Source organism: Neobacillus sp. NPDC093182, from assembly GCF_044754045.1.
Window position 1 is genome coordinate 20,264 of record NZ_JBIVOI010000022.1, and the last position, 20,169, is coordinate 40,432.

The window sequence follows — 20,169 nt, forward strand, 5'->3', positions numbered from 1 at the left end:
TGTGTTATAACTTTTTTATTCTTACAGGGCTTACCATAAGAATCGAAAGTACAATGGTTATGAGTGCATTACTATACAGGAATACTCCCATACCAGCCAATAAAAGCCCAGCCGCCGTAATCGGAAGACCCATAAAATAACCTCTTGTGGGTTTTACATTGAATTTCGCCAAACGTAAAGCTCCCATAGTGGGAAATAACACAAATGCGATCGTTGTGAAAATGGAAGGTGGTTCCAAAGAGTAAAAAAGAAGGGCGGGTGCAACACCAAGGCTGACAATGTCTGCTAACGAATCAAGTTCTACACCAAATTCACTATTAACCTTTAATCTTCTAGCTAACCGTCCATCAAAAAAGTCAAATATAGCGGATAAAAAAATAAACATTGCCGCCGTTTGTAAGTATCCGTTCATATTGAAAGTAATGGAAAATACCCCTGATAATAAATTTCCAATCGTAAATAAATTTGGCACTGCTCTTACCAGATGATTTATCAAGCAGATCCCCCTTTTTGTGGCAAGTCTCCATCCACTAATTGCTCTTCTATATTCTGCACAAAATATTTAAAAGTGAATCTAAATTGATACAGGTATTATAAATTCCATTTCGTCAAAAGATATTAAATGAAAGGATGGTTGACATAAATGGACAAAACATTGGGCTATTTACGCGAAATATTATCAAATTACAGTGATGGCCATTCCGACGGCAGACATTTATATCGAAAATTGTCTGAAGGGAATTTTTCAAATGAGGGTGATTTTGTAAGACATCTAACTCAAAAGGAGATTAACTTTTTAAATGACATGCTGCCTAGGGAAATTAACCATGCCAAAGAAGAACAAGATGAAAAACGGGCACATGAATTAAATGAAGTTTACGAACTCCTTTTTTAGTTTTGGCTGTGTTAAACTTGCCTGTTGATTGTGCTACAGGTGCTTCGCTTTCCGCGGGCGGTCCGGGGGAGCCTCCTCGGCGCTTAAGCGCCTGTGGGGTCTCCCCTGCCCCGTCCTCCCGCAGGAGTCTCGCACCTTCCGCACAAATCAACAGGGTCGTACAATCAACAATACCCTTTAACACAGCCTAGTTGTAAATCCCCAAAAAGCATTGTCCGTTTTTTACTGACATCTCTCCTTTGGGAAATATGTCGAGTTCTTTAATATTTATTTCCTAGGTAAGCGCATACAACGACAAAAGTTGATGTTTTTTCATGCGTTTTCTTCACAAAACGACAGAAAACGAGCGATTTCATAAATCGCCCGCCTTCTCCGACAAATCTGCTATCTTATTCATCTTTTTTTCTTTGGGAGTTTTTCAGTCTCCCCGAGTCTTTTAACCCTTTTTTTATAATAATTTCTATTTGAGCATTTACACTACGGAATTCATCCTCCGCCCATTTTTCAAGCGCGTCATAAATTTGCTGATCAATGCGCAATAGAAACCTTTTTTTCTCAGCCACTATATCACAACCTTAATAGATACTTCCTGTATTGATTATCGGCTGGCTTCCCTTTTCTGAAACTAACGCTACCATTAGATTGTTTACCATTTGCGCTTTCTTTTCTTCATCAAGCTCTACTATTCCCTCTGTGCTCAATTGGTCAATCGCTGATTTAACCATTGATACAGCTCCCTCAACAATTACCTTTCTTGCAGCTAAAACTGCCTTGGCTTGTTGTCTTTGAAGCATTGCATGAGCAATCTCACTTGAATAGGCTAAGTGCATGATTCTTGCTTCGATAATCTCCACACCAGCCAGCTGAAGTCTATGCTGCAGGTCCTTCGTTAATTCTTCTGCAACTTCATCAGAATGCTGACGCAAAGAGATTTCATAATCATTATTAAAATTATCGTATGGGTACTGACTTGCTATGTGGCGCAGACCTGTTTCACTTTGAGTATGAACGAATTCTTTATAATCTTCAACATCGAAAACCGCTTTTGCAGAGTCAAACACCTTGTAAACCACTACTGCAGCAATTTCAATTGGGTTGCCTTCCAGGTCGTTAACTTTTAACTTATCGCTGTTGAAATTGATAACTCTGAGTGAAACATTTTTTCTAACTGTTAACGGCATCGACAGCCAAAATCCTTCTTGTTTGATGACACCCAGATAACTCCCGAAAAGCGTAAACACCTTCGCTTGATTTGGTTGAATAATAGTGAAACCTGATAAGACCAAGACTGTTAAAATCAGTGCTATAAAAGTTCCAGCCAAAATCAGAAAATTTTCACTCAAAATAAATTGCCTGAAACTAAATGCCGTTATTGCACCGAATAAAAGAAAAAGGAATACACCTATAATCCCATTTAACTTAAACATTTCTTTTTCTTTCAAGCCAATCACTCCTTTAATTTCTATATCATAATGATATCACTTTAATATCAAAAAGACCACAAAAAAAACCGCCAAAAACGGCAGCTTTTTAATGGATATCTCTTTTCTTAAACCTGCCTCCGCGAACTTCCGCGATATCGGCAACGGCGAGAAAGGCATTTTCATCATTTTCAGTAACGATTTCTTTTAACTTTGCTTCCTCGAGACGGTTAATTACACAGAAAATCACCTTCTTATGATCCCCTGAGTAGGCACCCTCTCCGTTAATATAGGTAACACCACGGCCAAGACGATTCATAATTGCCTCACCAATTTCCTTTGAATTATCGCTAATAATCCAAACCGATTTAGATTCATCAAGACCAGTGACTGTAATATCAATGGTTTTGTAAGCAACAAAATAGGCAATCAGCGAATACATCGCCCGATCCCAGGAGAAAACAAAACCAGCGCTTCCAAGAATGAATAAATTAAAAAACATGATAATTTCCCCAACAGAGAAAGGAAGCTTTTTATTAAAGAGAATAGCAAGAATTTCTGTACCATCCAGGGATCCTCCGTAGCGGATGACTATCCCTACACCAATTCCGAGAACGATTCCCCCGAAAACAGTTGCAAGTAAGATATCCTGAGTAAAAGCAGGTACTGGATGAAGTAATGTGGTGCCAATAGATAGAATAATAATTCCGTAAAGAGTGGATAAAGCGAAGGTTTTTCCAATTTGTTTATAACCAATATAGAAAAATGGGATATTTAGAAGAAAAATAAAGAAACCTAATTTCCAACCAGTCAAATAGGAAAGCATGATCGAAATTCCTACAATGCCTCCATCAATAACATGATTGGGTACAAGAAAAATTTCCAACCCTACCGCCATTAATGCTGCACCAACTGTAATAAGCAGGATTCTTTGAATAATTTTTCTAGTTGGCAGCCCCCGGTGTTGAACTTTTTCCAAAATTATCTTATTTTGCTCGTTTAGACCTATATTTGGCATTCCTGACATTATCTTGCCCCTTTCGAATAAAATTTCTAATTCCATTATAACAATAAAATGATAGTTTTTTGAATTTTTATGCACTTTATTTCCCACTTTTTTAATTAGGATTCTGCAGATACAGGACAATGTTTCTATTCAAAAAAATTAAAGAAGCCGCCTCTATTTGAGACAGCTACTTGGGAAATTAACCTCTTAGGGGACCCAACCATGACATCAGCCAAAATGTTTTTTCATGCTTCTTTTTAGTCATTTTATCGAACTAATAGAAGTTTATAGCATCAGCCGATGTGTGTTGTTCCGTTGAAGGAATTAATTCACATGAAATGAAATGGAATTCAAATTCCTTTAAAGAAACATTTTTACTGATTGACTCATATCCTTTACATCTATAGAAAACCACCTAAAAATTTCCTTTACACAGAGTGTTGTGACAAATCGGTAAACTTTTCTAAATTACTAGACTATTGTAAATTTTTGTAGATTAGGAAACAATTAATTTATTAATATTGAAATTCAGCCATTATTTGATTACGCTATTAACAGCAAAGGGGGAGCATATAATGATTAGAAAATTAACTCAAAATGACCATGACATAGTCCTCTCTTTTTTGAGTGAGGAGCCTTCCATTAATTTATTTATTATTGGGGATTTAGAGGTTTTTGGATATGATTCTGACTTCCAAGAAATCTGGGCAGAATTCGATAAACATGGAGAAATTAAGGCCGTACTTCTCAGATTCTATCAATCCTTTATTCCATACGCAAAAGGTGAATTTAATGTAGATAAGTTTGTATCGATTATCACCTCCTTCCCAAGGCCATTCTTCCTGTCCGGTAAATCAGATATTGTTGAAAAGTTCGAAGTATTCCAGGAGCTTCAGCTCGGTAAAAAGCAGGAAACTTTTTTTGCAGAGTGCAAAAGTACAGAAAGTCTTGGAGAAACTAATTTGGACATTAAAAAAGCTACCCTTAATGACTTAGACCAAATATTAGCTATTCGCAAATCGATTGATGAATTTCAAATCAGAGATGATGCAGCTGAAATGTTACGTACCTCGATGGAAACCAACACTGCGAGGAGCTATTTTACAGAAGAAGACGGACAGATGACAGCATGTGTATCTACGACTGCGGAGAATTCCATTTCTGCTATGATTGTTGGTGTTTGTACAAGGAAAGAATATCGCCGTAAAGGATTGGCAACAGCGATTATGCAAAAGCTTTTTAAAGATGTTTTAAATGAAGGCAAAGTACTCTGTTTATTCTATGATAATCCTGAGGCTGGACGTATCTATAAACGACTTGGGTTTAAGGATATTGGAAAGTGGACGATGTACAGATGAAAATATGCAAAAACTCCTTAAATTATATTAGGAGTTTTTTGTTATTTAGCTAAGCCATTAGGGAACATTAGCAGTATCACTATCTATGAAAGGATGTCTGCATATGTTCGAGTCGGTAAAAAAATACGCTAAACCCTTTGAGTCCGTAGACGATCTTGATCCTCTGCTAGCAGCAATTGGTGATGCCAAGTATGTTCTTCTGGGTGAATCTTCCCACGGTACTTCCGAGTTCTACACGATTCGCGCTGAACTCACTAAAAGGTTAATTAAGGAAAAAGGATTTTCTGTTATTGCCGTGGAAGGAGACTGGCCTTCCTGTCAAAGCATTAATCGTTACATAAAAAACATCGGATCACAAAATGACGTTAGAGGAGCTCTTGAAAGTTTTAACCGCTGGCCGACATGGATGTGGGCAAATGAAGAAATGATTGATTTAGTAGAATGGTTAAGAAATTATAATCAACAAACTAGACTTAAGAATAAAGTGGGATTTTACGGATTAGATGTCTATAGTCTTTGGGAGAGTTTGGACGAAATCATTAAATATTTAGAGAGGACCGGTAATTCAGGGCTTAAGCAGGCAAAAAATGCCTTCTCCTGCTTTGAACCCTATAATCGAAATAATGAATCCTATGCGGTTTCTGCAGGATATTTATCCGAAAATTGTATTAAAGAAGCCCTTTCGCTTTTAAATACCATCCAAAAGAATAAGTGGAAATATGATGATGATGAAGAAAACAGCTTGAATATGGAGGTCAATGCTCTTGTTACTGTCAATGCTGAAGAGTATTACCGGACAATGGTCTTAAGCGACTCAAAGTCTTGGAACGTAAGAGACATCCATATGGTTGAAGCGCTGAATGCTGTAATGAAGTACTATGGTGAAGGTGCAAAAGTAATCATCTGGGAACACAATACACATGTAGGAGATGCCCGTGCAACCGATATGAAAGAAGCTGGAATGGTGAATGTCGGCCAGTTGATTAGAGAACAGAATTATCCTGAAGGTGTTTACATTGTTGGCTTTGGAACCAACAGCGGTACAGTGATTGCATCAACGGAATGGGGAGTTGATTTTCGCGTTACGAAAGTTCCTGAGGCCCAAGCTGGGAGCTGGGAAAACCTGATGCATAAAGCGGGTGCTTTTAACCAATACCTCTTGTTTAACGATGAGAATCGTAGAGAATTCAAGCAAAGCATCGGTCACCGTGCCATTGGTGTTGTATATAGACCGGAATATGAGCACTATGGAAATTATGTGCCATCTATAATGAGCAGCCGGTACGATGGATTTATCTTTGTAGACAAAACACATGCACTACATCCTTTAAAATCAGGGAGTCTTGTTTTCTAGCGTCATTAATAGAAAAAACGATTTACATATGTATTGGAAAAAGCAGAATACTATTAAATAGGGTTGGTGTCCCTTCCAGCCCTAATCGTTTTCACTAAAGAGAGGGCGATGTTCATGTCCAATGCTGCAAGCATCAAGCAATGCCTGGTAAATTTGAAAGGAATTGAAGCACAATTATCTTCCCTTGCCTTAAATTCACTAGATACTAATGCTCAAGAAGTCTTTCACGAATCCATGTTAACCATCGCTTCCGTAAAAAAAGATTTGCAGGTACGTGTGTTGGAACTGGATCGACTTGATTTTCAAAAATAAAGGTTGGAAATTCAGAGGTGAAAGAATATGCCTAGCTGGCCGGAAACCATTGTTCGTTCCTTTGTCTTCTTAAGTCTTTTATTTTTTATGACTAAATTTCTTGGAAAAAAGCAACTCTCTGAACTTTCTTTTTTTGAGTATGTTTCTGGAATAACAATCGGCAGTATTGCCGGCGAGGCAATAGCTGGCCTTGAGAAAAATATGTTTCAAGGTATGATGGCTATTGCGATCTTTACCTTTGCAACCCTTTTTGCTGACCTTCTAGCATTAAAGAGTAAAACCTTCCGGGACTTCATTGAAGGAAAAGGGACGGTTTTCATAAAGGATGGTAAGGTACTTGAAGAAAATTTAAAGAAGGAAAAATATTCGATTGACGAATTATCAGCCCTTCTTCGCCAAAAAGATATTTACCGTATCGCGGATGTTGAATTTGCAGTTTTAGAACCACGGGGAAATCTTAGTGCTCTATTGAAAAAAGAAAATCGCCCATTGACGCCTAAAGACTTAAACATGAAGGTACCCAATGAAAAAGCACCCCAAACAGTCATAATGGACGGAAGCATTTTAGATGACCCATTGAGGTCTTCTGGCAAGAGTAGAGGATGGCTTAGGACAGAGTTAGAGAAGCTCGGGCTTACACTTGAAAATGTATTTATCGGGCAGGTCGATTCATATGGAGAATTAACAGTTGATTTATATGATGACAAAATGAATATTCCCTCCAATAATCAACGACCACTATTGTTAGCAACACTAAAAAAAACCCAGGCTGATTTAGAAATATTTTCTTTGGGAACGGGAGACGAGAAGTCAAGAGCCATGTATAAGAAAAACGCAAAACTGTTACAGGAGACAATTGATAAGCTGACGCCCTACCTAACAGGTTAAAAGCATTAAAGCCTGATCCATGAGTAATCAGGCTCTCTTTGATTATGCAGTGGCTTTTTTCCTATTAAGAATACCGCCTTTATGCGACACACAGCTGTGAAGTATCATTCCTCCTATGACCAGCGACATTCCTGTCCATGATATGATGGATGGAACTGCTGCTTTCAACAGGATTAACTCTCCAATTACGGAAAATAAAACAGACCCTGACTGAGTGGCTTCTACATTCCCAAGTTTTTGCATATTTCCCCTTACCAAATCTGTTGCCTTGAAGAATAAAATCGTTGCAATCACACCAGATGTAATCGCAATGATTCCAGATTGGACAGACTGCCCTATGCTTGGCGGACCCACCGTAAACATGCCATAAATGGCTAAAACGATCCATAGCGGCATACTTGCTATGGTCATTCCTAATACGCGTTGAAAAACATCCAGCCTCCCTCCGCACACATCCATCATCTTTCGATTGCCTAAAGGATAGGCAAATGAAGCGATGATGACGGGAATAACACCTAAGAAAACTTCTCTACTATTAAGAGAATCTGCCTGCTCCACCTGCATTAAAATAATACCGAGCAAAATAATCGACGACATCGCCATGCCTTTTATAGGGATTCTTCCCTTTATCTTGACTGGACCCTTTTGAGTCATGACGGTCTCTACAAAAAAAGGCGCTAAAAGGGAGCCTGAGATAATCGTGATCTGCCAGGTGGAAGCAATTAGCCATCTAGGTGCATAGGCTGCTGAAAAACAAATCGGGCCGTAAAATAGCACAAATCCTACAAAACTCCATACCAGCCAGGCCCGTAGATTATTCTTCATCTCCTCGAATAGCGGCTTAAGGTTTTTCCTCCCGTAAACTAAGAGCACCAGGAACGGAATCATAAAAAAATAACGAAGCGAAGCACTCCAAATCCAGCTCCCCCCTTCTAGTTCCATTGATCGATTAATGATAAATGTAAACGCAAAAAAGAAGGCAGCCAAAGTGCCAAGGATCATCGGACGCATATATGTCCATCCACCTTTATTGATTATTAGAAAGAGAGCATAAGTCCATAATCTACAGCATAAATTGTTTTGTCGTTCAAAAATCTTGAAACTTCTCGATAACCTATTCGTATAGTTGAATGGCAATTAAAATATTTTGTAAGCGAGGTTGATTTTATGTTTGGAAAAGTTGCAGCAGATATATTAGGACTAAGTGATGTGGGTTCCGTCATAAAACCAGAAAATTATGATAAGGTTGATTCTGATGATTATGTTATGCATGAAGATAATGAAAGGATTTATTTTTTAATAAAATCTAAATCGGATGAATATTGTTTCACCAATAATGCCCTAATTCATCTTGATGGAACAAGTGCAACAAGTAAAAAAAGGATGCTTCATCGCTACAGTTATGCTACAAATCGGATCTCAGATGTAAAGCTGGAAACAGCGGGTACGGTCGACCTCGATATTGAAATTAAGTTTAAAATCGGTGCACAGCCATTCTCTATTGATGTCCACAAAAAACATATTGAAGAAGTCAAAGATTTATACAAGGCACTCATTAAAATATCAGAAATCACTCATGACAATGAGATTTCTCTTCGATTTGCCAAAGAAAGCCTTGATATTGCTTCAACCACATTAGGCCGGGTTACTAATTCGGATAACAACCTGGTGGTTCAATTTAAAATGTTAAACCAGGCAGCCTTCCAATGGTTAGAGGATAGCAAAAAGCAATATAGTGTAAAAGATTTTGGCTATGTATTTGAAAAATATATTAATAACTAAATGGTCTAACTGCCTCTTCAAGTAGAGGCAGTTAGAAAACAAAAAAACAGACCCAAAAAGGTCTGTTTTTTTTCACACTATGTGATTAAGCTTTGTTTACGTTAGCTGCTTGAGGTCCACGAGCACCTTGCTCAACATTGAAAGTTACTGATTGACCTTCTTCAAGAGTTTTAAAGCCTTCGCCTTGGATTGCTGAAAAGTGAACGAATACATCTTCTCCGCCTTCGCGCTCGATGAATCCGAAACCTTTCTCTGCATTAAACCATTTTACTTTACCGTTTTCCATATTTGTTGCCTCCTAGTGTGTAATCCACACATTGTATTACTATTCTTGCTCTTTAAAGATCCAGGCGAAAAGCAATAACTTATTCTTCCCTTTACTACCGAACAAAAATAATTCTTCATAATCATACCAAAAAAAGAAGAATTAAGCAAGGTCTCGCCCATTATTTTCCCTTTCATGCTTGTATAAACCTCTCACAGACTGGTCAAGTTATTAAAAATGTCACTAGGATGATTACCCTAGTGACCTCATAGAAGAACTTAAATTTTTTCTTCTAATTCCCAGTCGTATAAATCCTCGATCTGGCAATTTAACTCTTTAGAAATCGTCATTGCTGCACTTAGATTCATGACTTTTTTTGACATGTACCCGTTAAGTTGTTCCAAAGGGATGTGTGTGCTCTTTTCCAACCCTTCGAGATTCATCCTATTTTTTGATAACAAGGCTTTGAGGTTACTCTTTTTCGCTTTATAATTTGACAAAATGACACCTCACTTTTTAATTAGTGTAACACAATGAAAATGTAAATGAAAGGAATCACATTTTATCCTACGTAAAGATGTCACAGAAAAAGCTTCATTAATTAGAAACAAGCGGAAGGCCAATAAATGTGTTATAATTAAATTTGATGAAAAAAGGGGTGTTGATTTGAGGAATTCAAATAACAGATTCAATAGCGGGCAAACTGTGAAACTTAAAGACACTGGCGAGGAAGTAACGATTTTAAAATGGCAGTATGTAAAGAACATGAAAAGATATTCTTACATTGTTAAGGAACATCCCGGTACATTTTTTTTCGAGGAAGAATTTCAAACTCCATAGATGAATGAAAAAAGACCAAATCCAGAGGATTGGTCTTCTTTTATTTTGTCTAGCTTCAGCGCCTAGGGGCTCGGGGTCATAAGCGTGTCTAGTTTCGGCTCCTTGGGACTCGAGTCATAAACCACCCACTGAAGAAGGCAAAAAGCGCCTTCTTGCAGTGGTCGTCTTATGCCTTCGTCCCAGGGCAGTCGCCTCCACATTTCATACAATCCGTCAAGAAGGTTAAAGAACAACCTTCTCGCCGGCTTGTCTTATTCCTGTCGCCCCTGGGCAAGGCGCTTCCGCTTTTCTTTTTTAGAATTCTGCATTACCTGTGGTTCTTGGGAATGGAATAACGTCCCTAATGTTTGACATACCAGTGAGGTACATAATTAAGCGTTCGAAACCTAGACCATAGCCAGAATGTTTTGTCCCGCCGTATTTTCTAAGCTCTAGGTACCACCAATAATCCTCTTCATTCATACCAAGATCATTTATTTTTCCAGCAAGAATGTCTTCGCGCTCTTCACGCTGACTTCCGCCAATTAATTCTCCAATTCCTGGTACAAGTAAATCTGTTGCGGCAACTGTCTTATCATCTTCATTTAATCTCATATAGAAGGCTTTAATTTCCTTCGGATAATCTGTTACAAAAACAGGTTTTTTGAATACTTTTTCGCATAAATAGCGTTCATGCTCTGTTTGAAGGTCGAGTCCCCATTCAACAGGATAAGCAAAGTTCTCGCCTGATTCAATCAGAATATTTATTGCTTCTGTGTATGTCACACGTCCAAAACTTGAAGTATGAGCATTGTTGAGGCGATCTAATAATCCTTTTTCAATAAAGCTATTGAAGAAATTCATTTCTTCTGGAGCATGTTCAAGGACATAACCAATGACATACTTAACCATATCTTCAGCCAGGTCCATAATATCTGGAAGCTCAGCAAAAGCCAATTCCGGCTCAATCATCCAGAATTCTGCTGCATGTCTTGCAGTATTAGAATTCTCCGCTCTAAATGTCGGACCAAATGTATAAACATTGCGGAATGCTAGGGCAAAAGCCTCGGCAGATAACTGTCCGCTTACTGTCAGGTTGGTTTCTTTATTAAAGAAATCCTTTGTTAAATCCGTTTTTCCCTCTTCATTTTTAGGAGGGTTATCAATATCTAACGTTGTAACTCGGAACATTTCACCTGCACCCTCTGTATCACTTCCCGTAATAATTGGTGAATGCACATAAACAAATCCCTTGTCTTGGAAGAATTTATGTATCGCATAGGAAGCTAAAGACCTAACACGAAAAACAGCAGAAAATGTATTCGTCCGTGGTCTTAAATGTGCGATAGTTCTTAAATATTCAAATGAATGCTTCTTCTTTTGCAATGGATAGTCACTACTAGAAAGTCCTTCGATAGAAATATTCGTCGCTTTAATTTCAAATGGCTGTTTAGCTTGCGGAGTATGAATAAAATCTCCTTCTACCTTAATAGATGAACTAATAGGGAGTTTTGCAATCTCCTTAAAATTCTCAAGCTGCTCGTCAAATACAATTTGAACACCTTTGAAGAAGCTGCCATCATTCAATTCAATGAAACCAAAAGTTTTTGAATCGCGAATCGTGCGGATCCATCCAGATAATTGCACCTTCTGGCCGATATAGCTCTCTGTATTTCTGTACAAATCCTTAATTAAGGCTTGTTTCATTAAAATACTACCTCCAACTCGTATGTAAAAATAAAAATCCTCCCGCCCTATGGGACTAGAAGGTAATTTTCCACAATATGATTGTTTCTTTTATCCCTTCAATATTATATAAAACTCCCGCCTAATAAGCAATATTCAACAAATATCATGTTAGCCTTAGAATATTTCAGAATATTAGCAGGATTTTTAATAAAGAAAGTCGAAATGATTAGCAAATGTTCGATTCTTGAACTATATAAGGAGTGTTGATGATGGACAAAGTTACTTGTATTGCTTTTCTCCTGTATCATTCTTCTAAGAGTCAAGACATCCGAGAAAAAGCTATTCAATTACTGAATGGCGATGTATCTATTAGGGATTTAAAAAGAAATACCGCTATCCAAGCCCAGTTAATTTTGGCAGAGTCTGCATTAAGAAAGAATAAAATCGACAAACACCACGTACAGAAGTTTGCCGAGGAATTCTTATTACTTGAGGTTTAAGCTTCCTTCGGGAAGTTTTTTTCATACACTAAAATTTCCTTGCCATTTTCATTTAAAACTGTTTTAATATAAAGAAACCCTAATAATTCCCAGAACTGTTTAGCCTTTACATTTTCTTTTATAACACCGAGTCGAACACGCGGCAAGCCCCGATTACGCATCTCACTTTCATAAATTGTATATGCCTGTGCACCAAAACCAAATCCTTGATAATCAAGATGAATGATTAATAGTCCCAGCCATGGGCACTGATCTTTTGGATTTTCCATTAAATAATCCATAACCCCAATATAGGTATCATCGAGCTTTATAAAAACACTAATGGTTTCAGGATTCAAAAACTCTTCTTCTATATCCGCAAGCTCCCTAAGAGCATTGCCATTTTCAATAAAATTGTAATCTGGATTTGAATTTATCATTTCAAGCGCAATATATAGCGTTTCTTTTGTTATCTCTTCAAAATGAACTGACATCTTTTGACCTCCCAGCTAAACGATAAAATCATTATAACAATTCTTCCTAAAAAGCATCTAAAATTCCAAAAATATTTAACGAGAAAGGTGATAACATGCTCCAAGTAAATGTAAAAGTAACGTATGAAGGAAAAGACTACTTAACGAATGTTTTAGCATCTCCAAACACGTCTGATGAGGAAATTTACCAACTTGCTTTCGAACAGGTTGAAAAACAATGGAAAAATAACTAAACACTCTAAAAACAGCGGCCACTTTTTGGCCGCTGTTTTGCTTTATTCCAGCTCATATAACGATCCCGGAACTCGGTTCATAAGTGGACTGATATCCTCTGCTGCATACATGTGCAGCCTATGCATTGCACGTGTACAGACCGTGTAGAATAACTTCCTTTCACTTTCATTTTTGTATTGTGAACTATCATAAAGAATAACACCGTCAAATTCGATTCCTTTTGCCAAATACGACGGGATCACCAATATCCCTTTTTCATAAGCAATGGTAGCCTTCTCAATGAGGTGGACAGGAATGTCATCTTTTAATGCTGCATATACCTTTTTACTCTCTGCAGCCGTTCTACAAATAACCGCAATGGTTCGGTGCCCTTCATTTAAAAATTCATTTATTTTACCCAAAATCAAACTATTTAATTGGTTCTGCTCCGCTAGTTTTACCGATGGCTTCTTACCATGGCGATTAAATGGTTCAATTTTTTCACCACCCTCTACCAAACTGCTGGTGAAATCAACAATCTCCTTCGTAGAACGATAGGTCTTAGTCAAAACAATCTTTTCAACGTCTTCCTCTTTTTCTTCATAATCCGTTATAACTGTAGCTGATCCTGTTGCACCTGAGAAAATGGCTTGATTAAAGTCCCCGAGCAGTGTCATCTTACTATAAGGGAAAAGTCTTTTTATCAATGCAAACTGAAAAGGAGAATAGTCCTGGGCTTCGTCGATAAAAATATGGCGGATGCCAGTTGTAGACTTCCTGCCCTTAAGTAAGTCCTGCAGGTAAACAAACGGCGTTGCATCCTCGTAGGATATTTTATAGTTTGCTAAGGTATCAACTGTCTGTGTACAAACTTGAGTCCAGTCATCAAGAAGGATTTCTTGGTTTTCGGCACCCTTTTTAAACAACTGGCTATACAATCCCTTCATATCGAGAAAGTTTAACTTTTTAACCCGAGAAAATAATGGCCTGAATTTTTGCTTGACTACTTTTTCTGCGAGGATCTTTTGTTCTTGTTCAAAATCATCAAAACTTTTCTCCGTAAACCGATCTTTTTCTTGTAATTCCTGATATACCTCTAAAAAGTCCTCTTTTTCAAGAAATTGTATCTCATCCTCTACCCAGCTTTTGGTGCGTTCCTGTCTGACTTTTCTTTTTAACTCCCTTAACAGCCAATCCTTTACCATCTCCATTCGATTAGGAATGGTGAAACTCGCATCGAGGGAATAAAAATAATCATAGATTGTTTCATTAGATATGATTACTTCTCCTCGAAAGACAAGATCTTTAAAAAGCAGACCTATTTTTGATAGTTGGATTACATACCGGTCAATAATTTCTTTAAATGCTAGACTGGTTTTAAACCGAATTCCTCTAACCCTTGTATCGTAGTCTGGATGTACCTCATCGTTAAGTAAAAATTCCATTTGATCAAACGGGTCCTCTACATCGAATTCACTGCCAATCCGATTAATCAGATATTCCATAAAGGTTGCCTGCTCCATGTTCTCTTCCCCTAGTTCAGGGAGGACCGTGGATACGTAAGAGTTAAATAACGGGTTCGGTGAAAACAGCATAATATTCTCCGACTTTATGGTTTCACGATATCTATACAATAAATAGGCAACTCGCTGCAGGGCTGCGGAAGTTTTACCACTGCCTGCTACTCCTTGAACAATAAGGAGTTTACTTCGCTCATTACGGATAATCAGGTTTTGTTCACGCTGAATCGTAGCGACTATACTCTTCATTTGTGCATTTGCATTATTCCCAAGGACCTCTTGGAGCATTTCGTCACCAATGGTAACTCCAGTATCAAACATAGCCTTAATATCCGATGAACGAATGATAAATTGTCTTTTCAGCTTCATTTCGCCTTCGATTTCCCCGTCCATCGTTGGATAAGAAGCAGGCCCGGGAGCAAAATCATAATATAGGCTTGAAATAGGGGCACGCCAATCATAAATTAAAAAATTCTCATCATGCTCATCCATAAGGGAAGCAATTCCGAGATACACTTGATCAGCATGTTTTTCATTTGTTTCTAAAAAATCAATTCGTCCAAAATATGGTGAATATTTTAACCGTTCAAGGATTCGGATCTGTTTATCCATTTGTTTAAACGTCCGTTCCCGCTCTGAAAGTAATTCTGCTTGCTGCTTTATGCTGGCTGCCGTCTCAATCACGTCATCCGGCTCATCCATATTTACAGTTACGTCCTCCCAGAAAGTCTTTCGGAGTTCAAGTACATCTGAACTGACACCTCCAGTATTTTTCTGGAGTTTTAGTTTTTTCTTATCGATTTCCCTACTAACGAAATTTACCCGTTCCTGCTCCATCTGCAAGTCACTTTTTACCGTATCGCTCATTTGACCACTCTCCAGAAAAATTTTGTCCCTAAATATTTGACAGACTTAGCTTGATGTGTTATTCTATTATAGAGATGATTTGTCCTGACGCTTTTTTTGTCTGAGACCAAAACTTATTTTATCATGGTTCATTAGTAATTACAATAAGTAACTAACGCCCAAAAGGCGTTTTTTTTATGTCTGTTTCTGATTTTTTTTCAGCATTTTATCCTCACTATCTTCTATTTCACCCGTTGTTCTCACTCCGTAAACAAGATCTCTAAACTTTCCATATAAAAATATCGCCAGTATTCGGACAGTAAAATAATCTGCTACATGGAATTTTTCCTTTAACACTTTCCGCTTCTTAAATATCTGATCTAATCCAATTGTCATTAGCAAGACCTTTAGCTTTGCGGACCAATTATTCTGTTTTAAGAATGATACTGTTGAAAATAAAGACAAGGTAATTGCATACAACGGAACAATAATAAAATGTTCTTTCCAAGAATGAAATTTCCCTGCACCGAAACGAACCTTTCTAGTTAAAGCAAATAAAAATAATAAATTAGCTTCTGTAACCAATATCATAAGAAAAAGTGAAATAAAACGAACCAAGGGATTCCTTTTGCCTAAAAGAATATTCCACCAATCACTAATTTTAAAGTACAGAGGAATCAAGATTAAGGTAAATATGGTTCTCCACCAATTATGTTTATAAACTTTTAACCTTAGAAACAGCAGTTCAATTAGTGTAAAATAAACTCCTCCAAGTAATTTACCAACCCACCCTATTTTTACAACAGTAGAAAAAACAGCGGTAAAGGGCACAAAGATACCTTGTGATAAAATAGCACCAAAAACGTTGTCAAAAAAGTTCTTTTTGATTATTCTCGGTTTATACGTATAGGCATGAAATACATTTAAAACTACATACTCTAACAAATAAGCAAATCCGATATCCGCCATTAAGAGTGTGAATAATTGCTTTTTATTTTTGCTCTTGTAAAACGAGTAGCCAATCATGCTTGTGTGGATGATAAACAATATAATAAATGGTATTTTATTTCGTTTCTTTGGATTCCTCATACACAGATCCCATTTCATTAATGAGTTTATTGTTAGTATTTGAAAACACGTACCTTTTCATTCCATCATATACCCCATTCATCCTACACCTTAAAAAAAATGTTAGATTAAATTTACAATAAAGTATTTTTTGCGGTCATTTTTTAATATATTGGTATATTAAAAATACATCTTGATATTTTCATATAATGAAAAAGGAAATAAATTACATTCAAATTTCTTGATTTAAAAATTATTAAAATTGTCTTCTCTTTAATTAAAGCCTAGTTATTACTTCCTCACTGGTGCTCAAATGCTTGTCAACACGAGCACATCTGATTATTAATGTAAATACTTTATTATTATTTTCAAAACACATTTATTTTCCCTTGTAAATCGACAGATTTCAACAAAACCATCAAGTTCTTTGTCGAAACACACTCCCATTTGACCTATATCCCAATGATTACAGTTAAAAATTAGGGTAAATTCACCTATTGTTTTGTCCCAATTTTCTAAATATTATATTAATACGGCCGTAATACATTGAAATGGGGAATACAATTGAATAAGTTTATTAAAACTAGTCTTTCTTCCGTTATGCTTGCAGGTACTTTATTTGCAGGATTCCCAAGTATTGATGCTTCGACTAAGGATGCGGGACTCCTACATAAAGCGGAAGCCTCTTCTTTTTCTTCACACAGCTCGCTAGATTTAGCGATTGTAAATGAAGAGAGATTAATCGAATCATTTATTAAACAAGGGCTCCTCTCGAAAAATGCTTCAGAAGAAGTAAAGCAAAAATTCCTTAATAACTACCTTGAGCTAAAAGGCAAACAATTAAAAGTTAAGGAATCAGATCCATTAGCTGCAAAAGTAAAAAAAGCTGAAGCAGAAAAGCAAAGTAACTTTAAAGAATTTAACAATGGATTATTAAATGGTAATGGGAAGAAAAACGGGCACTTAAAGGGCAATCCTGATCCGGTACAAGAAAGCGTTTACAACGGTGCTAAAAGAGAAGACAAAGTTCTTGTCTTAGCTGTCGAATACGCTGACTTTGCACATAATAACATTAAGCCTGATGAAACGGATAACTATTATCCTGATTATCCATTGGAACACTTTGAGGATATGATTTTTGGTGAAGATGGAGTTAAAGGACCAAATAATGAAGATTTTGTTTCTATGAAGCAATTCTATGAAGAGCAGTCAGGTGGAACATACTCAGTAGATGGGAAAGCTTACGGCTGGTTAAAAGTTCCTGGAACAGCAGCTTATTATGGTGCAGATAGAGCATCTGGAGGTCATGATAATGTAGCTCCGGGCGGTTCGAAAAAATTAGTTGCAGATACTTACGCTGCAGCAAAAGCAGCTGGCATTCCTTTAGATCAGTATGATTTAGAAGATCCACATGATTTAGATGGAGACGGAAACTTACTTGAAAAAGACGGTTTAGTAGACCACTTAATGATTATTCACTCAGGTGTCGGTCAAGAAGCTGGTGGCGGATCATTAGGTGATAATGCAATTTGGTCTCACCGTTCCGCATCATTTGTGGACCCTGATGGATTAGGGGCGGGATTGCCTGGATTTTATGATTACACCATGATGCCTGAAGACGGTGCAACTGGAGTGTTCGCGCATGAGTATGGTCATGATTTAGGCTACCCTGATGAATATGATACAGTGTACTCTGGTACTGGTGAAGCCGTTGCTTACTGGTCAATCATGGCAAGCGGTTCTTGGGCTGGTAAAATTGGCGGTACAGAGCCAACTGGATTTTCACCTTTGGCAAAATCATATTTCCAATCTTACCTAGGCGGGAACTGGACAAATGATACTGTTGAATTAGACTGGAATGAAGTGACTATAAAAGGAACTCAAGTTTTACTTGATCAAGCAAATTCCCCAAATGGGAAAAACGCAGTTGCTGCTAAAGTAAACTTGCCACAAAAGGCTACTAATATTAATACACCTGCTACTGGTTCCTTCGAGTACTGGGGCGGGCAGCAGGACGAAATCGATACAAACATGGTAACAGCTGTGGATTTAACAGGAAAGACTTCTGCAACTTTAGAATTTGATGCATGGTATCAAATCGAAGAGGATTGGGATTTTGCTTTTGTACAAGTCTCTGAGGATAGCGGTGCAACCTGGAAATCTTTAAGCAATAGCAACACGGTTTCAAGTGCAATGCCTGAAGCATATCCAACAATCGCTCCTGCACTTCCGGGTTTTACAGGTAATAGCAACGGCTGGACGAAGCAAACATTTGATTTGTCCCATTATGGAGGTAAAAAAGTACAACTTCGCTTCCGTTATATTACTGATTGGGGAACATCAGAAAAAGGCTTCTATGTAGATAACATTAATGTTAAAGCAGATGGTACTTCCGTTGTGGTAGATGGTGCAGAAACAACACCAGCATTTACTTTAAATGGTTTTGAAAAATCAGACGGAAATAAGTATTCTGATCACTACTACCTATTAGAGTGGCGTAACCATGCAGGGGTTGACGAAGGTCTAGCCAATATCAAACGGGGACAATCATTAATGAGCTATGATAGCGGTCTTGTTGTATGGTATGTTGATCCAACTTTTACTGACAACTGGACAGGTATTCACCCAGGTGAAGGATTCGTAGGCGTTGTAGATGCTCATCCAAGTACTGATTTAACATGGATTATTAATGGTGGAGCACCAGTTCAAGCGTCTTCTCGTTACCATATTGCAGATGCAGCTTTTGGTTTAAACCCAACTTCAGGATTAAATCTAAACTATCCTGATGTTCAAACATTGTTCGGACCAAGTCAGCCTGCTGTTTCACTATTTAATGACAGCAACTCTTTTGAAAACACATTCATGCCAGATGCTGGACGTAAAATTGGAACCTATGGACTTAAGGTTCGAGTGAATGGACAAGCTAAAGACAAATCTGTTGGTTCAATTGTAATTTACAAATAATCAACAAAATCTCACCTCCCCTCCTAAGGGTGGTGGGATTTTTTTATTGAATAAGATCTACTTTGTCAATTACCGCTCAAACCAACTCCCCCCTTTTGTAGTCTTCTCATTATATAATTTATACGATTAATTACTAGAATTGGATTCACTTTTTCAAATAAATTGAGGCCGATTAGTATGTATAATCAGCCTTGTTCTTATTGTCATGGTCGTATGATTACCCTTGTGCCATTTGGAACCTTTTCGGCAAGTTGAAGTACATCCCGGTTATGCATTCTCACACAACCAGCTGAAACAGCTTTACCTATCGAGCTCGGATTATTGGTCCCATGAATACCATAGCCTTGTTTAGATAGTGAAAGCCACATAACACCAAAAGGTCCGCCTGGATTCATTTGCCGGTTAACAATGACAAAATCACCAGTCGGGGTTCCAGATAGCATTTTTCCAACAGCAATCGGATAAATTTTTTCGAGCCTTCCATTTCTGTATAATGATAGTCTCCTCTTCCCAATCGATATTTGAATGGAATAGGGAATTGTATTTGGATCTGGTAAGCCAGGGATTTGAATTTTTTGGCCGATATATAATTGCTGATAATTGACACCAGGATTGGCTGCATAAAGACTGGCGAGGTTTACCCGATAATCCAAAGAGAGTTGGTAAAGTGTATCGCCCCGCTTCACAATATGAATCATGTTATCCCACCCTTTTTCTTATTAACATATGTCAGGGTATAGGAAGCGTTGCCACATAAAAAAGCTGCAGTCTAGATGAATAACGTCAGAATGCAGCT

General features: G+C 37.6%; 22 protein-coding genes. 10 read left to right on the forward strand and 12 right to left on the reverse strand.

What is annotated here, in order from left to right:
* Positions 1–4: 4 nt before the first annotated feature.
* Positions 5–496: a CDP-diacylglycerol--serine O-phosphatidyltransferase gene (gene pssA / locus ACIQAA_RS28685; protein ID WP_402626456.1), complete on the reverse strand. Its 492-nt coding sequence runs from the start codon at positions 494–496 to the stop codon at positions 5–7.
* 147 nt (positions 497–643) lie between these two features.
* Here pssA and ACIQAA_RS28690 point away from each other — a divergent pair, with 147 nt between their 5' ends.
* Positions 644–895, forward strand: a complete 252-nt coding sequence (locus tag ACIQAA_RS28690; protein ID WP_402626458.1) for a sigma-G-dependent sporulation-specific acid-soluble spore protein CsgA — start codon at positions 644–646, stop codon at positions 893–895.
* 389 nt (positions 896–1,284) lie between these two features.
* On the opposite strand, the gene ACIQAA_RS28695 is transcribed toward ACIQAA_RS28690, so the two are convergent.
* The 3 genes from ACIQAA_RS28695 to ACIQAA_RS28705 all read right to left on the reverse strand — a co-directional run bounded on the left by ACIQAA_RS28695 (position 1,285) and on the right by ACIQAA_RS28705 (position 3,343).
* Complete coding sequence (locus ACIQAA_RS28695) at positions 1,285–1,458, reverse strand: type II toxin-antitoxin system antitoxin (RefSeq protein WP_402626459.1); 174 nt, start codon at positions 1,456–1,458, stop codon at positions 1,285–1,287.
* A gap of 12 nt (positions 1,459–1,470) precedes the next feature.
* The gene (locus ACIQAA_RS28700; protein WP_402626461.1) at positions 1,471–2,337 is read right to left on the reverse strand and encodes an SPFH domain-containing protein; all 867 of its coding nucleotides are present in this window, start codon (positions 2,335–2,337) and stop codon (positions 1,471–1,473) included.
* Positions 2,338–2,425: 88 nt separating this feature from the next.
* Positions 2,426–3,343: a YitT family protein gene (locus ACIQAA_RS28705; RefSeq protein WP_402626463.1), complete on the reverse strand. Its 918-nt coding sequence runs from the start codon at positions 3,341–3,343 to the stop codon at positions 2,426–2,428.
* Positions 3,344–3,897: 554 nt separating this feature from the next.
* Here ACIQAA_RS28705 and ACIQAA_RS28710 point away from each other — a divergent pair.
* From ACIQAA_RS28710 to ACIQAA_RS28725, 4 genes are all read left to right on the forward strand, one after another.
* Positions 3,898–4,680: a GNAT family N-acetyltransferase gene (locus ACIQAA_RS28710; protein ID WP_402626464.1), complete on the forward strand. Its 783-nt coding sequence runs from the start codon at positions 3,898–3,900 to the stop codon at positions 4,678–4,680.
* 103 nt (positions 4,681–4,783) lie between these two features.
* The gene (locus ACIQAA_RS28715) at positions 4,784–6,034 is read left to right on the forward strand and encodes an erythromycin esterase family protein (protein ID WP_402626465.1); all 1,251 of its coding nucleotides are present in this window, start codon (positions 4,784–4,786) and stop codon (positions 6,032–6,034) included.
* A gap of 114 nt (positions 6,035–6,148) precedes the next feature.
* Positions 6,149–6,346, forward strand: coding sequence for a DUF1657 domain-containing protein (locus ACIQAA_RS28720; RefSeq protein WP_402626467.1), 198 nt, complete (start codon positions 6,149–6,151; stop codon positions 6,344–6,346).
* 27 nt (positions 6,347–6,373) lie between these two features.
* Complete coding sequence (locus ACIQAA_RS28725) at positions 6,374–7,234, forward strand: DUF421 domain-containing protein (RefSeq protein WP_402626469.1); 861 nt, start codon at positions 6,374–6,376, stop codon at positions 7,232–7,234.
* Positions 7,235–7,276: 42 nt separating this feature from the next.
* On the opposite strand, the gene ACIQAA_RS28730 is transcribed toward ACIQAA_RS28725, so the two are convergent.
* Positions 7,277–8,245 (reverse strand): DMT family transporter, encoded by a 969-nt coding sequence (locus ACIQAA_RS28730; RefSeq protein ID WP_402626470.1) that lies wholly within the window; start codon positions 8,243–8,245, stop codon positions 7,277–7,279.
* Between the two features lie 156 nt (positions 8,246–8,401).
* On the opposite strand from ACIQAA_RS28730, the gene ACIQAA_RS28735 reads away from it, so the two are divergent.
* Positions 8,402–9,016: a PH domain-containing protein gene (locus ACIQAA_RS28735; RefSeq protein WP_402626472.1), complete on the forward strand. Its 615-nt coding sequence runs from the start codon at positions 8,402–8,404 to the stop codon at positions 9,014–9,016.
* Positions 9,017–9,101: 85 nt separating this feature from the next.
* On the opposite strand, the gene ACIQAA_RS28740 is transcribed toward ACIQAA_RS28735, so the two are convergent.
* Positions 9,102–9,302, reverse strand: coding sequence for a cold-shock protein (locus ACIQAA_RS28740; protein ID WP_063254447.1), 201 nt, complete (start codon positions 9,300–9,302; stop codon positions 9,102–9,104).
* Between the two features lie 257 nt (positions 9,303–9,559).
* Positions 9,560–9,781 carry a helix-turn-helix domain-containing protein gene (locus ACIQAA_RS28745; protein ID WP_402626474.1) on the reverse strand — a complete coding sequence of 74 codons (222 nt, stop codon included), beginning with the start codon at positions 9,779–9,781 and terminating at the stop codon, positions 9,560–9,562.
* Between the two features lie 205 nt (positions 9,782–9,986).
* On the opposite strand from ACIQAA_RS28745, the gene ACIQAA_RS28750 reads away from it, so the two are divergent.
* Positions 9,987–10,121, forward strand: coding sequence for a hypothetical protein (locus ACIQAA_RS28750; RefSeq protein ID WP_402626475.1), 135 nt, complete (start codon positions 9,987–9,989; stop codon positions 10,119–10,121).
* Between the two features lie 294 nt (positions 10,122–10,415).
* On the opposite strand, the gene asnS is transcribed toward ACIQAA_RS28750, so the two are convergent.
* Positions 10,416–11,807: an asparagine--tRNA ligase gene (gene asnS, locus ACIQAA_RS28755; protein ID WP_402626476.1), complete on the reverse strand. Its 1,392-nt coding sequence runs from the start codon at positions 11,805–11,807 to the stop codon at positions 10,416–10,418.
* A 251-nt stretch (positions 11,808–12,058) separates the two neighbouring features.
* Here asnS and ACIQAA_RS28760 point away from each other — a divergent pair, with 251 nt between their 5' ends.
* Positions 12,059–12,289 carry a hypothetical protein gene (locus tag ACIQAA_RS28760; protein ID WP_402626478.1) on the forward strand — a complete coding sequence of 77 codons (231 nt, stop codon included), beginning with the start codon at positions 12,059–12,061 and terminating at the stop codon, positions 12,287–12,289.
* Here ACIQAA_RS28760 and ACIQAA_RS28765 read toward each other — a convergent pair.
* Positions 12,286–12,762, reverse strand: a complete 477-nt coding sequence (locus ACIQAA_RS28765; RefSeq protein WP_402626479.1) for a GNAT family N-acetyltransferase — start codon at positions 12,760–12,762, stop codon at positions 12,286–12,288. The genes ACIQAA_RS28760 and ACIQAA_RS28765 overlap by 4 nt on opposite strands.
* A gap of 95 nt (positions 12,763–12,857) precedes the next feature.
* Between ACIQAA_RS28765 and ACIQAA_RS28770 the strand changes: the two genes are divergently transcribed.
* The gene (locus ACIQAA_RS28770; protein WP_402626480.1) at positions 12,858–12,995 is read left to right on the forward strand and encodes a BA3454 family stress response protein; all 138 of its coding nucleotides are present in this window, start codon (positions 12,858–12,860) and stop codon (positions 12,993–12,995) included.
* 42 nt (positions 12,996–13,037) lie between these two features.
* Here the strand turns inward: ACIQAA_RS28770 and helD are convergent, their stop codons facing one another.
* Together helD and ACIQAA_RS28780 are read right to left on the reverse strand one after the other, a co-directional pair.
* Positions 13,038–15,362 (reverse strand): RNA polymerase recycling motor HelD, encoded by a 2,325-nt coding sequence (helD, locus tag ACIQAA_RS28775; RefSeq protein ID WP_402626481.1) that lies wholly within the window; start codon positions 15,360–15,362, stop codon positions 13,038–13,040.
* A 174-nt stretch (positions 15,363–15,536) separates the two neighbouring features.
* A complete protein-coding gene (locus ACIQAA_RS28780; protein ID WP_402626483.1) occupies positions 15,537–16,430 on the reverse strand; it encodes a hypothetical protein in 894 nt (297 codons plus the stop codon).
* Between the two features lie 543 nt (positions 16,431–16,973).
* Here ACIQAA_RS28780 and ACIQAA_RS28785 point away from each other — a divergent pair.
* Positions 16,974–19,373 (forward strand): immune inhibitor A domain-containing protein, encoded by a 2,400-nt coding sequence (locus tag ACIQAA_RS28785; RefSeq protein ID WP_402626485.1) that lies wholly within the window; start codon positions 16,974–16,976, stop codon positions 19,371–19,373.
* Positions 19,374–19,576: 203 nt separating this feature from the next.
* On the opposite strand, the gene ACIQAA_RS28790 is transcribed toward ACIQAA_RS28785, so the two are convergent.
* Positions 19,577–20,071, reverse strand: coding sequence for a L,D-transpeptidase family protein (locus ACIQAA_RS28790; protein ID WP_402626487.1), 495 nt, complete (start codon positions 20,069–20,071; stop codon positions 19,577–19,579).
* Between the last annotated feature and the right edge of the window lie 98 nt (positions 20,072–20,169).

Coding starts and splice junctions, on each gene's coding strand:
- ACIQAA_RS28690 (WP_402626458.1), top strand. CDS start 644: ATGGACAAAACATTGGGCTATTTACGCGAAATATTATCAAATTACAGT.
- ACIQAA_RS28705 (WP_402626463.1), bottom strand. CDS start 3,343: ATGTCAGGAATGCCAAATATAGGTCTAAACGAGCAAAATAAGATAATT.
- ACIQAA_RS28710 (WP_402626464.1), top strand. CDS start 3,898: ATGATTAGAAAATTAACTCAAAATGACCATGACATAGTCCTCTCTTTT.
- ACIQAA_RS28715 (WP_402626465.1), top strand. CDS start 4,784: ATGTTCGAGTCGGTAAAAAAATACGCTAAACCCTTTGAGTCCGTAGAC.
- ACIQAA_RS28720 (WP_402626467.1), top strand. CDS start 6,149: ATGTCCAATGCTGCAAGCATCAAGCAATGCCTGGTAAATTTGAAAGGA.
- ACIQAA_RS28725 (WP_402626469.1), top strand. CDS start 6,374: ATGCCTAGCTGGCCGGAAACCATTGTTCGTTCCTTTGTCTTCTTAAGT.
- ACIQAA_RS28730 (WP_402626470.1), bottom strand. CDS start 8,245: ATGCGTCCGATGATCCTTGGCACTTTGGCTGCCTTCTTTTTTGCGTTT.
- ACIQAA_RS28735 (WP_402626472.1), top strand. CDS start 8,402: ATGTTTGGAAAAGTTGCAGCAGATATATTAGGACTAAGTGATGTGGGT.
- ACIQAA_RS28740 (WP_063254447.1), bottom strand. CDS start 9,302: ATGGAAAACGGTAAAGTAAAATGGTTTAATGCAGAGAAAGGTTTCGGA.
- asnS (WP_402626476.1), bottom strand. CDS start 11,807: ATGAAACAAGCCTTAATTAAGGATTTGTACAGAAATACAGAGAGCTAT.
- ACIQAA_RS28760 (WP_402626478.1), top strand. CDS start 12,059: ATGGACAAAGTTACTTGTATTGCTTTTCTCCTGTATCATTCTTCTAAG.
- ACIQAA_RS28765 (WP_402626479.1), bottom strand. CDS start 12,762: ATGTCAGTTCATTTTGAAGAGATAACAAAAGAAACGCTATATATTGCG.
- ACIQAA_RS28770 (WP_402626480.1), top strand. CDS start 12,858: ATGCTCCAAGTAAATGTAAAAGTAACGTATGAAGGAAAAGACTACTTA.
- helD (WP_402626481.1), bottom strand. CDS start 15,362: ATGAGCGATACGGTAAAAAGTGACTTGCAGATGGAGCAGGAACGGGTA.
- ACIQAA_RS28780 (WP_402626483.1), bottom strand. CDS start 16,430: ATGAGGAATCCAAAGAAACGAAATAAAATACCATTTATTATATTGTTT.
- ACIQAA_RS28790 (WP_402626487.1), bottom strand. CDS start 20,071: ATGATTCATATTGTGAAGCGGGGCGATACACTTTACCAACTCTCTTTG.